At 72.0% G+C, this 13,978-nt stretch carries 10 protein-coding genes; 6 read left to right on the top strand and 4 right to left on the bottom strand.

Annotated elements, in window-relative coordinates; translation table 11 throughout:
- Nucleotides 1-23: 23 nt before the first annotated feature.
- Nucleotides 24-2,582 carry a phosphoenolpyruvate--protein phosphotransferase gene (gene ptsP / locus TSO352_RS12090; protein WP_109107589.1) on the bottom strand — a complete coding sequence of 853 codons (2,559 nt, stop codon included), beginning with the start codon at nucleotides 2,580-2,582 and terminating at the stop codon, nucleotides 24-26.
- 288 nt (nucleotides 2,583-2,870) lie between these two features.
- On the opposite strand from ptsP, the gene ptsG reads away from it, so the two are divergent.
- From ptsG to nagA, 3 genes are all read left to right on the top strand, one after another.
- Nucleotides 2,871-4,655, top strand: a complete 1,785-nt coding sequence (gene ptsG / locus TSO352_RS12085; protein WP_109107588.1) for a PTS glucose transporter subunit IIBC — start codon at nucleotides 2,871-2,873, stop codon at nucleotides 4,653-4,655.
- A 212-nt stretch (nucleotides 4,656-4,867) separates the two neighbouring features.
- Entirely contained in the window at nucleotides 4,868-5,926 is a 1,059-nt protein-coding gene (locus tag TSO352_RS12080) for an SIS domain-containing protein (protein ID WP_109107587.1), read from the top strand.
- Nucleotides 5,926-7,089 (top strand): N-acetylglucosamine-6-phosphate deacetylase, encoded by a 1,164-nt coding sequence (nagA, locus tag TSO352_RS12075; RefSeq protein WP_109107586.1) that lies wholly within the window; start codon nucleotides 5,926-5,928, stop codon nucleotides 7,087-7,089. Before TSO352_RS12080 ends, nagA begins: the two co-directional genes overlap by 1 nt.
- A gap of 16 nt (nucleotides 7,090-7,105) precedes the next feature.
- Here nagA and TSO352_RS12070 read toward each other — a convergent pair whose 3' ends face one another.
- Nucleotides 7,106-7,777: an HAD-IA family hydrolase gene (locus TSO352_RS12070; RefSeq protein ID WP_247872056.1), complete on the bottom strand. Its 672-nt coding sequence runs from the start codon at nucleotides 7,775-7,777 to the stop codon at nucleotides 7,106-7,108.
- A gap of 61 nt (nucleotides 7,778-7,838) precedes the next feature.
- A complete protein-coding gene (locus tag TSO352_RS12065) occupies nucleotides 7,839-8,600 on the bottom strand; it encodes a GntR family transcriptional regulator (protein WP_109107585.1) in 762 nt (253 codons plus the stop codon).
- 214 nt (nucleotides 8,601-8,814) lie between these two features.
- Between TSO352_RS12065 and TSO352_RS12060 the strand changes: the two genes are divergently transcribed.
- Both TSO352_RS12060 and nagE read left to right on the top strand, forming a co-directional pair.
- Nucleotides 8,815-9,723, top strand: a complete 909-nt coding sequence (locus TSO352_RS12060; protein WP_109108287.1) for an N-acetylmuramic acid 6-phosphate etherase — start codon at nucleotides 8,815-8,817, stop codon at nucleotides 9,721-9,723.
- Nucleotides 9,724-9,765: 42 nt separating this feature from the next.
- Nucleotides 9,766-11,223 (top strand): N-acetylglucosamine-specific PTS transporter subunit IIBC, encoded by a 1,458-nt coding sequence (nagE, locus tag TSO352_RS12055; protein WP_109107584.1) that lies wholly within the window; start codon nucleotides 9,766-9,768, stop codon nucleotides 11,221-11,223.
- 18 nt (nucleotides 11,224-11,241) lie between these two features.
- Here nagE and TSO352_RS12050 read toward each other — a convergent pair whose 3' ends face one another.
- Nucleotides 11,242-12,069, bottom strand: coding sequence for a DUF3891 family protein (locus tag TSO352_RS12050; RefSeq protein WP_109107583.1), 828 nt, complete (start codon nucleotides 12,067-12,069; stop codon nucleotides 11,242-11,244).
- Nucleotides 12,070-12,468: 399 nt separating this feature from the next.
- Here TSO352_RS12050 and TSO352_RS12040 point away from each other — a divergent pair, with 399 nt between their 5' ends.
- Nucleotides 12,469-13,935, top strand: coding sequence for an amidase (locus TSO352_RS12040; RefSeq protein WP_109108286.1), 1,467 nt, complete (start codon nucleotides 12,469-12,471; stop codon nucleotides 13,933-13,935).
- The last annotated feature ends 43 nt before the right edge of the window (nucleotides 13,936-13,978 follow it).

Below are 13,978 nucleotides of genomic sequence, written 5' to 3'. Positions count from 1 at the left end.
GACGGCGGACGGGAACCGTGATGTCAAAGCGCCGGCCAGGTTTCCGCCACCAGCCGGCGGACCTCGTCGGCGCTGTCGGCCATCAGCGCCGCTTCGGCGACGCGGCGGCAGTCGTCCAGCCGCAGGGTGCGGATGAAGGCCTTCAGGTCGGCGATCACCGCCGGCGTCGCCGACAGCTCCGTCACGCCCAGCCCGATCAGCAGCGGCGCGGCCATCGGGTCGGAGGCGGAGCCGCCGCACACCGCCACCATCCGGCCGAGCCCCGACGCGCCGGCCACCGTCTGGCGGATCAGCCGCAGCACGCCCGGATGCAGCGCGTCGAGCTGGGCCGCGACGTGCGGGTTGCCGCGGTCCATCGCCAGCACATACTGGGTCAGGTCGTTGGTGCCGATCGACAGGAAATCCGCCACCGTGCAGATGCGGTCGGCGATCAGCGCCGCGGCCGGCACCTCGATCATCGCGCCGACGTCGATCGGTTCGGCGCGGCCGAGCGTCGCCCGCTCCTCGTCCACCATCGCGCGGACGGCCTGGAGTTCCGAGGGGGAGGTGATCATCGGCACCATGATGCGGCAGACGCCGACCGGCTTCACCCGCAGGATGGCGCGGATCTGGGCGCGCAGCAGCTCCGGCTCGCGCAGGCCGACGCGGACGCCGCGCAGGCCCAGCACCGGGTTCTCTTCCTTCGGCAGCGGCAGGTAGGGCAGCGGCTTGTCGCCGCCGACGTCCAGCGTGCGGATGATCACCGGGCGCCCACCCAGCGCGTCGGCGATCTGCTGGTACTGCCGGTGCTGCTCGTCCTCGGTCGGGGCGGACTGGCGTTCCAGGAACAGGAACTCGGTCCGCAGCAGGCCGCAGCCCTCCGCCCCCTCGGCCACCGCGACCGGGGCGTCGCTGACCCGGCCCAGGTTGGCGAAGACCTCGATGCGGGTGCCGTCGGCGGTGCGGCAGTCCTCGCTGGCGGTGCGGCGGTTGACCTCGCGCCGGGCGATGCGGGCGGCGACGGCCTTGCGGGTGGTGTCCAGCGCCTCCTCGGGCGGGAAGACGTGCAGTTCGCCGCGGTTGCCGTCCAGCACGACGGGGGCGCCGTCCGGCACCCGTTCCACCTGCCGGCCGAGCGCCACGATGGTCGGCACCCCCAGCGCCGCCGCCAGGATCACCGCGTGGGAGGTCGGGCCGCCGTGGACCATGCCGATGCCGGCCAGCCGTCCCGCCGGCACCCCGGCGAGATCGGAGGGCAGGATTTCGTCGGCGAGCACGACGCTGCCGGCCGGCAGTTCCGCCAGGCCGACGCTCGGCGCCTTGCCGGCCAACGCGGCCAGCACCTGCTGCTCCAGGTCGCGCAGGTCGGCGGCGCGCTCCGCCATGCGCGGATCGGCCATGGCGGCCAGCACCTCGGCCTGGCCCTGGGTGACGCGCTGCCACGCCCATCCGGCGCTCTTGCCGGCGCGGATGTCGGCGAGGGCGCCGTCCAGCAGTTCGGGGTCGTCGAGCAGTTCGCGATGCGCCTGGAAGATGGCGGCGTGTTCCGGCATCCGCCGGGCGGCGTCGGCGAGGCCGGCGATCACGCTGTCGAGCGCCCGGTGCAGCCGCGGTTCCTCGACCGCCGGGCCGTCGCCCTGTTCCACCACCCGGACCGCGGTGCGGAACCGGCGGACGGCGGTGCCCACCGTCACGCCGGGGACCGCGATGGTTCCCTTCACCAGCACCTCTTCCCCGGCGGCGAAGGGCGGGCCGATCTCCTCCTCGGCGGGAGCCGGAGTCGGGGCGGATCGCGGCGCGGCGGCCGGTGCCGCGGCGGCGCCCTCGACGACCGGGTCGCCCAGGCCGCTGCCGATCAGCCCGGCGATGGTCTCCACCACGCCCTGGGCGCCGGGGCCGGCGGCGCGCACCGTCAGCTCGTCGCCCAGCACGGTGCCCAGCCCCATCAGCGCCACCACGCTCTTGGCGTTGACGCTGCGGCCGCGGCACAGGATCGTCACCGCGCCGGGGTGGGCCTTCGCCGCGGCGACCAGGGCCGCGGCCGGGCGGGCGTGCAGCCCGTGGGCGATGGGCAGCCGCACCGTGCGCTCGGCCGAGTCGGCCGAGGACGCGCCCACCGGGGCCTCGGACGGGGCGGCACCGGCGCTGCCGCCATGGACGGTCATCACCGGGACGCCGGCCGCGACCTCGCGGTTGACGGTCTGGCCGTCGACGGTGAAGCCGTCGTTCACCACCACCATCATGCTGACGAGGCTGTGGGCGCGGCGTCCCACCGTGTCCATGTCGAAGGAGATCAGCAGGTCGCCGGTCTTCACCGCCTGCCCGTCGGCGGCATGGGCGGTGAAGCCCTCGCCGTTCAGGCCGACGGTGTCGACGCCCAGATGAAGCAGCACCTCCGCGCCCGTGGTGCTGCGCACCGTGCAGGCGTGGCGGGCGCGGTGGATCGACAGCACGACGCCGTCGCAGGGGCTGCGCAGCTCGTTCACGGTCGGGTCGATGGCCATCCCGGTGCCGACCAGCCCCTGGGCAAAGGCGGGATCGGGCACCTCGTCCAGCGGCATGGCCCAGCCGGCGAGCGGTGCGGCAAGCGTGATCGCGGTCATGATGGTCTTTTCCTCTCCGGTGACGGTTCGACCCAGACGGGTGCCCTTCCGTGCCATTCGACGAGCGTGCGCAGACGTCGCATATCCCGTGTGCGATCGAAGTTATAGATTGTCAAAGGTCTCCTGCGGGGAAAGCCGATCGCCCTGCGGCCAATCGGCGCTGCCGAGACGCTTTTGGGATAGGCTGCATGTCAACCCGCCTATGCCCTGAAACCTCAGGGGATCTGTGTTGTAGTCTCGCTTGCGGCCATATGGTCGGGCCGTCGGACAACTCGCGGGAGACCCGCCATGGTATTGGACCCCTTCGCCTTTCTGCAAAAAATCGGCAAATCCCTGATGCTTCCGGTGGCGGTGTTGCCGGTGGCCGGCCTGCTTCTCGGCATCGGCGCGGCCAATTTCGAGTGGATGCCGCCGCTGCTGTCGATGCTGATGAAGAATTCCGGCGACGTGATCTTCGGGAACCTCCCGCTGATCTTCGCCATCGGCGTGGCGCTCGGCTTCACCGAGAATGACGGCGTGTCGGCCATCGCCGCCACCATCGGCTACATCGTGATGCTGGCCACGCTGGGGGTGATGACCGGGGTCTGGGGCATGGAGCCCAAGGTCATCATGGGCATCAAGTCGATGGAGACCGGCGTCTTCGGCGGCATCCTGGCCGGCGGTCTGGCGGCGGCGATGTTCAACCGCTATTACAAGATCGTGCTGCCACCCTATCTGGGCTTCTTCGGCGGCAAGCGATTCGTGCCCATCATCACCGCGCTGGCCGCCATCGTGCTGGGCTGCCTGCTGTCGGTGATCTGGCCGCCGATCCAGGAGGGCATCAACAGCTTCTCGCGCTGGGCGGCGGTGGGCGATCCGCGCCTGGCGGCGACCATCTACGGCTTCGTCGAACGTCTGCTGATCCCGTTCGGCCTGCACCACATCTGGAACGTGCCCTTCTTCTTCGAGATCGGCTCCTTCCAGACCGCGGCCGGCCAGGTGGTGCACGGCGACATCAACCGCTATTTCGCCGGCGACCCGACCGCCGGCATCCTGTCCGGCGCCTTCCTGTTCAAGATGTTCGGCTTGCCGGCGGCGGCCATCGCCATGTGGCATGCGGCCCGGCCGGAAAACCGGGTGCGGGTCGGCGGCATCATGATCTCGGCGGCGCTGACCTCGTTCCTGACCGGCATCACCGAGCCGATCGAGTTCTCGTTCCTGTTCCTGGCGCCGGTGCTCTACCTGATCCACGCCGTGCTGGCCGCCACCTCGCAGTTCCTGATGAACTCGCTGGGTGCCCACATGGGCTTCACCTTCTCGCAGGGCGGCATCGACTTCGTCCTGTTCAACGTGCTCAGCCCCTATTCGCAGAAATGGTGGCTGGTCCTGATCCTGGGACCGGTCTACGCCGGCCTCTACTACGTCGTGTTCCGCTACACCATCACGGCGCTCGACCTGAAGACCCCGGGACGGGAGGAGGTGACCGAGGAGGCCGCCGCCACCGCCACCGCCACCGGCAGCGAGCGGGCGCGCGACCTCGTGCTGGCCTTCGGCGGGCGGGGGAACATCGCCAACCTCGACGCCTGCATCACCCGGCTGCGGGTGGTGGTGCGCGACCCGGCCCGCGTCGACGAGGGCAAGCTGCGCGGCATGGGCGCGTCCGGCGTCCTGCGGGTGCGCGACAGCGTGCAGGCGGTGTTCGGCACCCTGTCGGAGAATCTGAAGACCGAGATGCAGGAGTATCTGCGCTCGACCAGCGCCGACAACGACGCGGCGCCGGTCGCGGCCCCCGTGGTCGTCGCCGCGTCTCCGGCCGCGGCCGCCCCGGTCGCCCTGCCGACCGATCAGGCCGCCCGCCTGCGCGAGGCGCTGGGCGGGGCCGGCAACATCCGGGACCTCGCGGCCTTCGCCACCACCCGGCTGCGGGTGGAACTGGTCGACGCCGGCAAGACCAACGCGGACGCGCTGAAGCGCGCCGGCGTGCGCGCGGTGATCGGGCTGGGCGCCAACGGCCTGGACCTGATCGTCGGCAACGAGGCCGACGCCCTGGCCGAGGCCCTGGCCCTGCAGGGCGGCCGGCGGGCGGCGCAGTAGCCGTTGGGCCGGTGACGGGCGGCGCGGCCTGCGCCGCCCGCCGGCTCTCTGGTATTGGACTGGTCTCATGACGCTGCCTCTCCAGCCCGGCCGCTCGCCGCAAGCGGTGGCGGTCCAACGATGATCCGGGCCTATCCTACCAATGGACGCTGGCCTCCGTCCAGATAAGGTATTATATTGGTATCTCGCGTCGCCACACTGCGAGAGCCGCCATGCCCGAGCCGCAGCCTCCCCATCCCCCGTCACAGCCCCTGCCGTTGATGGCGCTGGAAGCCGCCGAGGCGCCCGATGTGGTGGCCCGGCAGATCGAACGCTGCGGTCCGGCCTTCGCGGAACTGGGCCAGCGTCTGCGCCGGCAGCCGCCGCGCTTCGTGGTGACCTGCGCGCGGGGCAGTTCCGACCACGCCTCGGCCTACGGCAAGTACCTGATCGAAACGCGGATGGGCCGGGCGGTGGCTTCCATCGGCCCGTCGATCGCCTCGGTCTATGGCGGTCATCTCAGCCTGGAGGGCGCGCTGTTCGTCGCCGTGTCGCAGTCGGGGCGCAGTCCCGACCTGCTGCGGCTGGTGGAGGCGGCGAAGGCGGGCGGGGCGCTGGTGGTCGGCTTCGTCAACGCCGAGGACTCGCCGCTCGCCGGGCTGTGCGACCACTTCATGCCGCTGACCGCCGGGCCGGAGCGCAGCGTGGCGGCGACCAAGTCTTGCATCGCCTCGCTCGCCGCCTATCTGCAGTTGGTCGCCCATTGGCAGGACGATGCCGGGCTGAAGGCGACGCTGGCCGCCCTGCCGCGGACGCTGGAGACGGCGCGCGGGCTGGACTGGCGGCCGGCGCTGATGCCGCTCGCCACGGTGCAGAGCCTCTATGTGCTGGGGCGCGGCGTCGGCTTCGGCGCGGCGCTGGAGATGGCGCTGAAGTTCAAGGAAACCTGCCGCCTGCACGCCGAAGCCTTCAGCGCCGCCGAGGTGGTGCACGGCCCGCTGGCGCTGGTCGGCCCCGGTTTCCCGGTGCTGGCCCTGACCCAGGCCGACGCGGCGGAACCGCACACCCGCGCGGTGGTGGAGCGCATCGTCGGGCTCGGCGCCAGCGTCGCCACCAACGAGGCCGGGCTGGCCGGCACCACCCCGCTGCCCACCCCTCCCGGCGTCGCGCCGGAGGCGTTGCCGCTCGCGGCGTTGCAGAGCTTCTACGGCGCGGTTTATGACGTGGCCCGCGCCCGCGGGCTCGATCCCGACAGCCCGCCCCACCTCAGCAAAGTGACGAAGACCGTCTGATGCGACAGCTTCTGACCGGCGCCCGGATCTTCACGGGCGACACCATCCTGGACGACCGCAGCCTGCTGGTCGGGGATGGCCGAATCCTCGACATCGTCGCCGCCGGCCGGGTGCCCCCGGCGGTGGACCGGGTGGTGCCGCTGGCGGCGGGCGACCTGCTGGCGCCCGGCTTCCTCGACATCCAGGTCAACGGCGGCGGCGGCGTGCTGTTCAACGAACGGCCGGACGCGGCGGGGGCGCTGGCCATCGCCGCGGCGCACCGGCGGTTCGGCACCACCGGCCTGCTGCCGACCGTCATCACCGACACCCCCGACTGCCACCGCGCCGCGGCGGAAGCGGCGGTGCAGGCGGTGGCACGGCCGGACGGCGGCGTGCTGGGGCTCCATTTCGAAGGCCCCTTCATCAGCCCGCAACGCGTCGGCGCCCATGACCCGCGCTTCGTCCGCGCGCCGGACGAGGAGGATCTGGCCTTCCTCTGCGCCCTGCCGGGACGGATGCCGGGCGGGCGGGTGCTGCTGACGCTGGCGCCGGAATGCGTGGAGGATTCGGCGCTGTCGCGGCTGCTGGCCGCCGGCGTGATCCTGTCGGTCGGCCACACCATGGCGAGCGCCGAGCGGGTGGTGGAGGCGCTGGATCTGGGCATGCGCGGCGTCACCCACCTCTACAACGCCATGCCCGGCATCGCCAACCGCCAGCCCGGCCCGGCCGGCGCCGCGCTGGGCGACGGGCGGCCCTGGTGCGGGCTGATCGTCGACGGGTATCATGTGCACCCACTGATGCTGCGCGCGGCGCTGGCCGCCCGGCCGCGCGGCCGGATGATGCTGGTGACCGACGCGATGCCGCCGACCGGCACCGACGCCACCAGCTTCGAATTGAACGGGCGGACCATCTACCGCCGCGACGGCCGGCTGGTGCTGGCCGACGGCACGCTGGCCGGCGCCGACCTCGACATGGCCGCCGCGGTCCGCAACGCCGGTCGCCTGATCGGCCTGCCGCTGGAGGAATGCCTGCGCATGGCCTCGCTCTACCCGGCGGAGTTCCTCGGGCTGGCGGGGGAGCGCGGCCGGGTGGCGCCGGGCTGGCGGGCCGATCTGGTGCTGCTGCGATCCGACCTGACGGTGCGCGGCACCTGGCTGGCGGGGACGTGGCAGGGGGTGGAGTGAGGGGCAGGCCCCTCCCTCAACCGCCCAGCGCCATGATGTCCAGCCCATCCTCGACCACCCGCACCCGCAGCGCCGTCAGGTCCGGCAGGCACAGGTTCTCGCCCAGCTCCGCCGCCGGCAGGGTCGTGGTCAGGGCGATCACCCAGGCGCCCGCGGCGTGTCCGGCCTCCAGCCCCGGCGGGGCGTCTTCGAACACCACGGTGTCCCGCGGGTCGAAGCCCAGCGCCTCGGCGGCGGTGCGGTAGCCTTCCGGGTGGGGCTTGCCGTGGGTGACGTTGTCGGCGCCGACCAGCAGGTCGGGCAGGGGCAGGCCGGCCTGTCGGATGCGGGTGCGCGCCATGTCCTGCGGGGCGGAGGTCACCACCGCCCAGCGGTCGCGCGGCAGCGACCGCAGCAGCTCCAGCGCGCCGCGGACGGCGATGACGCCTTCGGTGTCGTTGGTGTAGCGCTCCTCCACCAGCCGCACCTCCTCCTCGATGTCGGCCCCGGCGGGGGCGAAGCGGCGGACGGTTTCGATGCTGCGGCGGCCGTGGCAGACCGCCAGGATGGCGTCCGGGTCCAGGTCGTGCCGGGCGGCCCAGCCGCGCCACGCCCGCTCCACCGGGCCTTTGGTGTCGATCAGGGTGCCGTCCATGTCGAACAGGATGGCGCGGACACGGAACGGGGTGTCGGACTGTGGCTTCATCATGCGCTTTCGGGACAGGGCTGCCGGTGCGGGCGGGGGCAGGGGCGTTCAAACCAGGGGGCGTTCAGACCAGGGACAGTTCCACGACGAAGTCGTAGGCGTCGCCGCGGTAATGCGAACGCACGAACTCCAGCGGGGTTCCGTCCTCCAGGAAGGTGCGCCGCTCGATATAGAGAGCCGGTGCCCCATCGGGAACCCCGAGCAGCGCGGCTTGGTCGGCCGGCAGGCGAATGGCAGACAAGCGTTGCAGCGCCCGGAACGGCGGGTGGCCCAGCCCGCGCAGCGTCTCGTACAGCGATCCCTGCACCAGATCGGGCGAGGGCAGGATGCTCGTCGGCAGGGCGCTGAGCTCGATGGCGAGCGGCGTGCCGTCGGCCAGCCGCAGCCGGTGCAGCCGCACCACCTCCGCCCCCGGCCGCAGGCCGAGCGCCATCGCCTCCTCCGGCGTGGCGGCGGCGACCGAGCGGTTGAGCCAGCGCGATCCCGGATTGAGGCCGCGGGCGCCGATGTCCTCGGTGAAGCTGGTCAGGGCGGACAGCCGCTGTTCCACATGCGGGCTGCGGTTGATGAAGGTGCCGGCGCCCTGGCGCTGGTGCAGCAGCCCTTCCGCGATCAGCTCGCGCAGCGCCTTGCGCACGGTGACGCGGGAGACGCCGAACGCCTCCGCCAGCTCGCGCTCGCCCGGCAAGGCGTCCTGGTCGGTCAGCCGCCCGTCGACGATCAGGCTGCGCAGGTGGCGCGCGAGCTGGAGATAGAGCGGCAGGGGCAGGGCGTCCGACAGTGCGTTCGGATCGAAGGCAGCCATCGTGGCTGCGGCGGTCGGCATCGGCAACCACTCCCAGGGCCGGAGGTCGGATGTGATGATACCACTAACAGGCCAATGTTCAACAGCCTGTGCCCCAGCCCTGTTGCGCGCCGTTGGTTGTGTGTCGTTGGTATGACCAGATAGCAGTTGCGTGCGGTCGATCTTTTGCTATGCTGCCCGAACAGTCCAATCTAATACCACCGGCGTGGGACGCAACAACGGCGCGGGGGCGGGCATGGCGAGCGGTACGGAAGATGCGGCGCACCGGTTCCGCGGCCTGGATGTCTGGCCGACCGGCGATCTGCTGACCGCGCTGTGGGAAGGGCAGACGCGGGCGCTCGCCGCCTGCCTGCCCGTCCTCCCGGCACTCGCCACCGCGACCGCCGCCGCGGCGGACCGGCTGGCCGGTGGGCGCGGCCGGCTGGTCTATGCCGGCGCCGGCTCTTCCGGCATGGTGGCGGCGCTCGACGCGCTGGATCTCGGCCCGACCTTCGACTGGCCGGCGGCGCGGCTGGTGCTGCTGATCGCCGGCGGGCTCGACCTGTCGCGCGGGCTGTCCGGCGCCGCCGAGGACGACGAGGATGCCGGGCGTGCCGACCTCGCCGCGGCCGGGGGTGGTCCCGACGATGTGGTGATCGGCGTGTCGGCCAGCGGCAACAGCGCCTACACCGTCGGCATCCTGCGCGCGGCGCGCGAGCGCGGTGCGCTGACCCTGGGCGTCGCCAGCAGCGCCGGTTCCCCGCTGATCGCGGCGGCGGAGCATCCGATCCTGATCGCCACCGGGCCGGAGGTGATCGCCGGCTCCACCCGGCTGGGCGCCGGGACGGCGCAGAAGGTGGTGCTGAACCTGTTTTCGACCGGCGTCATGACCGCGCTGGGCAACGTCCACGACAATTTGATGATCAACGTCCGTCCGGAGAACGCTAAACTCCGTCGCCGCTGCGCCGCGATGGTCGCACGCATCGCCGGGGTGGACGAAACCGCCGCCGCGGCGGCGCTGGAACGCCACGGCGACGTGCGCCGGGCGGTGCTGGGGCTGGCGGGGGCGGACGAACCGCTGATCGACCGGCTGCTGCGCGAGGAGGGCGGCAACCTGCGCCGGGCGATGGCGCGGGCCGCCGGACACCGGGATTCCGCCATCTGAACATCCAAGCCTGACACAATCGTCTGAAGAGGAGTCGTCCGAATGTCCACCGACCGTTTCTCGGGCGTCCAGAGGCTGGGGCGGGCGCTGATGCTGCCCATCGCGGTGCTGCCCATCGCGGGCCTGCTGCTGCGCCTCGGCCAACCGGATTTGCTGAACATCGCCTTCATCGCGGCCGCGGGCGACGCCGTCTTCTCCAACCTCGGCCTGCTGTTCGCGGTGGGCATCGCCGTCGGCTTCGCCCGCGAGAACCACGGCGCCGCCGGTCTGGCCGGCGCGGTCGGCTATTTCGTGGCGGTCAAGGGCGCGGTGGTGCTGAGCGGCGTGGCGCCCGATCTGGTCGCCAAGATGTCCAGCCGGATCAGCATCCCGGTCGGCATCCTGATCGGCATCATCGCCGGCCAGCTCTACAACCGCTACAAGGACATCAAGCTGCCGGACTATCTCGCCTTCTTCGGCGGCCGGCGCTTCGTCCCCATCGTGACCGGTCTGGCCGCGCTCGGCATCGCCATCCTGTTCGGCTATGGCTGGCCCGCCGTCGACGCCGGGCTGACCGGGCTGACCACCGGCGTGCTGGGCCTGGGCAAGCTCGGCCTGTTCCTCTACGGCGTGCTGAACCGGGTGCTGATCATCACCGGCCTGCACCACATCATCAACAACATCGCGTGGTTCCTGCTGGGCGACTACCAGGGCGTGACCGGCGACCTGAACCGCTTCTTCAAGGGCGATCCGACGGCCGGCGCCTTCATGGCCGGCTTCTTCCCGGTGATGATGTTCGGCCTGCCCGCCGCCTGCCTCGCCATGTACCACACCGCCAAGCCGGAGAACCGGGCGGCGGTCGGCGGCGTGCTGCTGTCGATGGCGCTGACCGCCTTCCTCACCGGCGTGACCGAGCCGGTCGAGTTCGCCTTCATCTTCCTCGCCCCCGTCCTGTTTGCCGTCCATGCGGTGCTGACCGGGGTGGCGATGGTGCTGATGGACGTGCTGAACGTGAAGCTCGGCTTCGGCTTCTCGGCCGGGCTGTTCGACTATGTGCTGAACTACGGCAAGGCGACCAACCCGATCCTGCTGCTGCCGATCGGCGCCGTGTATTTCGCGCTGTATTACGGGCTGTTCCGCTTCGTCATCCTGCGTTTCGACCTGAAGACGCTGGGCCGCGACGACATCGCCATCCCGGCGGGGCAGGCGGAGCCGGCGGCGTCCGGCGTCCGCTCCCCCGCGCCCGTTCCCGCCGGCGGCGTGGTGGCGAGCGACCGTGCCACCGCCTATCTGGCGGCGCTGGGCGGTGCGGAGAATCTGCGCGCGGTGGAAGCCTGCACGACGCGACTGCGCCTCAGCGTCGCCGACGGCGGCCGCGTGAACGAGGCGGAGCTGAAACGGCTCGGCGCCCGTGGCGTGGTCCGGCCGTCGAACAACTCGGTGCAGGTCATCGTCGGCCCTATCGCCGACCAGTTGGCCGGCGAGATCCAGGACGTCATGCGGCCGAGCGTCCGGGCGTAACCCGACGCCCGACCACCATCAGCGGGGCGTCAGCACGGTCACGATGGTGACCGGCTCCGCCCCGTCCAGCGCGCGCCGCATCGCCGCTTCGTCGGTGAAGCGGCCGTGCAGCCGGCGCCCCTCGCAGACCACCTCGACACGGCCGGCGGTGAAGGGCCAGGGGGAGACGGTGAGGGCGACGGTGATCGCCCTGGGCCCCGCGCCGGCGGCGGGGGCGACGCGAAGCTCCGTCCTGCCGTCCCCGCCCGTCGGCACGTTGCGCACCGTCACGTCGCTCCGCACGCCCCAGCCGATCTCCAGCGACAGCCGGTCGACGGTGGCGACCAGCAGCCGGTTGCGCTCGATCGCCTCCCGCGTCAGGGCGTCGGCGTAGCGCGGATCGGCCGACAGCGCGTCGATGCAGGCGCGCTGAAACCGTTGCTGCTCCTCCAGGAAATCGCGGACGCGCGCCGCGTCGCCGGCCGTCGCCTTGCTGGAATCGAAAAAGTTGCCGTAGATCGTGTTCGCGTGCAGCGAGACCAGCAGGGCGGGGTAGCGCCCGAAGGCGAGCGCCCGGTGCACGCCCTGCCGCCACAGGCCGGTGTGCGTCGCGACGTCCAGTTCCTGGAAGCTGTGCGGCCGTCCGGTCTTCGGATTCAGTGTCGGCGCCGCTTCCCAGTCCAGCCAACCGATGTCGTGCTGCTCGGCCCCCAGGCAGACCTCCTCGCGCGGCGACGGCGCGTCGAAGGCGTCGTTCCCCCAGGCGCGCAGCAACTGGCCGGACAGCCAGGCGTGGCTCGGCTGCGGAATGGCGACCACGCTGTCGCCGGGATCGCCATCCTGGGCATCGTTGCGTCTGAACAGCATGGCCTGTGCCAATCTCCTGCGTCCGGTGGGCCTCGTTTTTGTCAACAGCGCCTTTAGCGCCCTCTCCCGCCCCGGGAGAGGGAAGGGGCCCATGCGGAGCATGGGAAGGGTGAGGGGTAATGCAAGGATCGAACATCTGGATTCTTGGCCTACCCCTCACCCTCCCCACTTCGTGGGTCCCCTCCCTCTCCCGGGGCGGGAGAGGGCGTTTATCGCCAAACGCGATTGCCCGGCGTGCGGCTTGCCAATAATGGTGACGCCATGAAACGGACGGGCGTCAAGCCCAGGCTGCCGTCCGCTGGGCACCCTTGCGGGTGGGGTGGCGGATCCCCCTTGCCCATCACCGCCGTCCCGCCCACCCTGTTTCACCCCCACGGGCGCCACCAACACGAGTTCACGATGACGTCACCGACCGAAGACATCCATCCGCTGGACCGGACCGCCACCGCGATGGCCGCGGGCATCCGGTCCGGCAGCCTCAGAGCCGAAGCGGTGGTGGCGGAGGCGCTGCGCCGGGCCAGCACGCTGATCGGCCCGCTCAACCCCTTCACCCTGCTGCGCGAGGATCAAGCGCTCGACGCCGCGCGGCGGGCCGACCGGGCGGTGGCGCGCGGCGAGCCGACCGGGCCGCTGCACGGCGTGCCCTTCGCCGCCAAGGATCTGACGCCGACCGCCGGCGATCCGACCTCGCTCGGGTCGTGGACGGCGGGGGACTGGACGCCCGACGAGACCGCGCTGTGCATCCGCCGGCTGGAGCAGGCCGGCGCGATCCTGATCGGCAAGACGACGACGCCGGAGTTCGCCCATTCCGGCTTCACCGCCAGCCCGCGCTGGGGGGTGACGCGCAACCCCTGGGACCCGGCGCGCACCTGCGGCGGGTCGTCGGGCGGCTCGGCGGTGGCGGTCGCCACCGGGGTGGTCCCCTTCGCCGAGGGCACCGACATGGGCGGCTCGGTCCGCATCCCCGCCGCCCTGTGCGGCGCGGTCGGGCTGAAGCCCAGCCTGGGCCGCATCCCGATGACGATCCTGCCCAGCGTCTTCGACAACATCTCGCATTTCGGCCCGCTCGCCCGGACGGTGGAGGACGCGGTCGCCTTCATGGAGGCGGCCTCCGGCCCGAGCGACGAGGACATCGGCTCGCTTCCCCTGACCTTCTCCGGCGATGCGGCGCGGCGCGGCAGCCTGACGGGCCGCCGCTTCGCCCTGTCGATCGACCTCGGCTATTACGAGGTGCAGCCGGGGGTGGAATCGACGATCCGCGAGGCGGTGCGGGAGCTGCGCGCCGCCGGGGCCGAGGTCGACGAGGTGGCGATCCCCTGGACGCGGGCGGTGAACGACCAGTGGCTCGACGTCTGGTGCGTGTTCATGAGCGCCTATTTCGGCGATCGGCTCGACGCCCACCGCGCCCGGATGGACCCGGCGGTGGTGGCGATGATGGAGCACGGCTTCGCCATGGACGCCACCCACTACAAGCGGATCGAGTGTCTGCGCACCGCCATCTGGCGCGATCTGGCGCGGCTGTTCGAGCGGTACGACGCGCTGCTCTGCCCGACCTGCGCGGTGACGGCGCCGCTGGCCAGCGCCGGTGACGACGATTTCATGGCGACCTCGGCCGACGGGCGCTACCAGGGCATGGACATGACCTGCCCGTTCAACCTGCTGCCGCAATGCCCGGCGCTGTCGCTGCCGGTAGGGTTGGCATCGGCCGGCTTGGCGACGGGACCGTTGCCGGTCGGCTTGCAGATCGTCGGGCACCGCTTCGCCGACGAGGCGGTGCTGGGCATCGGCATGGCGATCGAAGCCGTTCTGGCGGACGCCGGCCGGACCGCTCAGATCCCGCCCTGGCACGCGGCGCGGCGCCGCTGAGCCGGCACCCGTGGCGCTGCCCGGTCATCGGCGCTTCCCTTCG

Origin of the sequence: Azospirillum sp. TSO35-2 (genome assembly GCF_003116095.1) — a bacterium.
Classification (GTDB): Bacteria; Pseudomonadota; Alphaproteobacteria; order Azospirillales; family Azospirillaceae; genus Azospirillum.
Note: the sequence above shows the minus strand (reverse complement) of the source record. Positions and strands in the feature narration are given on the sequence as shown.

Excerpts from the sequence above, each read along its gene's own strand:
- ptsP (WP_109107589.1), bottom strand. The coding sequence starts at position 2,582 with ATGACCGCGATCACGCTTGCCGCACCGCTCGCCGGCTGGGCCATGCCG.
- ptsG (WP_109107588.1), top strand. The coding sequence starts at position 2,871 with ATGGTATTGGACCCCTTCGCCTTTCTGCAAAAAATCGGCAAATCCCTG.
- TSO352_RS12080 (WP_109107587.1), top strand. The coding sequence starts at position 4,868 with ATGCCCGAGCCGCAGCCTCCCCATCCCCCGTCACAGCCCCTGCCGTTG.
- nagA (WP_109107586.1), top strand. The coding sequence starts at position 5,926 with ATGCGACAGCTTCTGACCGGCGCCCGGATCTTCACGGGCGACACCATC.
- TSO352_RS12070 (WP_247872056.1), bottom strand. The coding sequence starts at position 7,777 with ATGATGAAGCCACAGTCCGACACCCCGTTCCGTGTCCGCGCCATCCTG.
- TSO352_RS12065 (WP_109107585.1), bottom strand. The coding sequence starts at position 8,600 with ATGCCGACCGCCGCAGCCACGATGGCTGCCTTCGATCCGAACGCACTG.
- TSO352_RS12060 (WP_109108287.1), top strand. The coding sequence starts at position 8,815 with ATGGCGAGCGGTACGGAAGATGCGGCGCACCGGTTCCGCGGCCTGGAT.
- nagE (WP_109107584.1), top strand. The coding sequence starts at position 9,766 with ATGTCCACCGACCGTTTCTCGGGCGTCCAGAGGCTGGGGCGGGCGCTG.
- TSO352_RS12050 (WP_109107583.1), bottom strand. The coding sequence starts at position 12,069 with ATGCTGTTCAGACGCAACGATGCCCAGGATGGCGATCCCGGCGACAGC.
- TSO352_RS12040 (WP_109108286.1), top strand. The coding sequence starts at position 12,469 with ATGACGTCACCGACCGAAGACATCCATCCGCTGGACCGGACCGCCACC.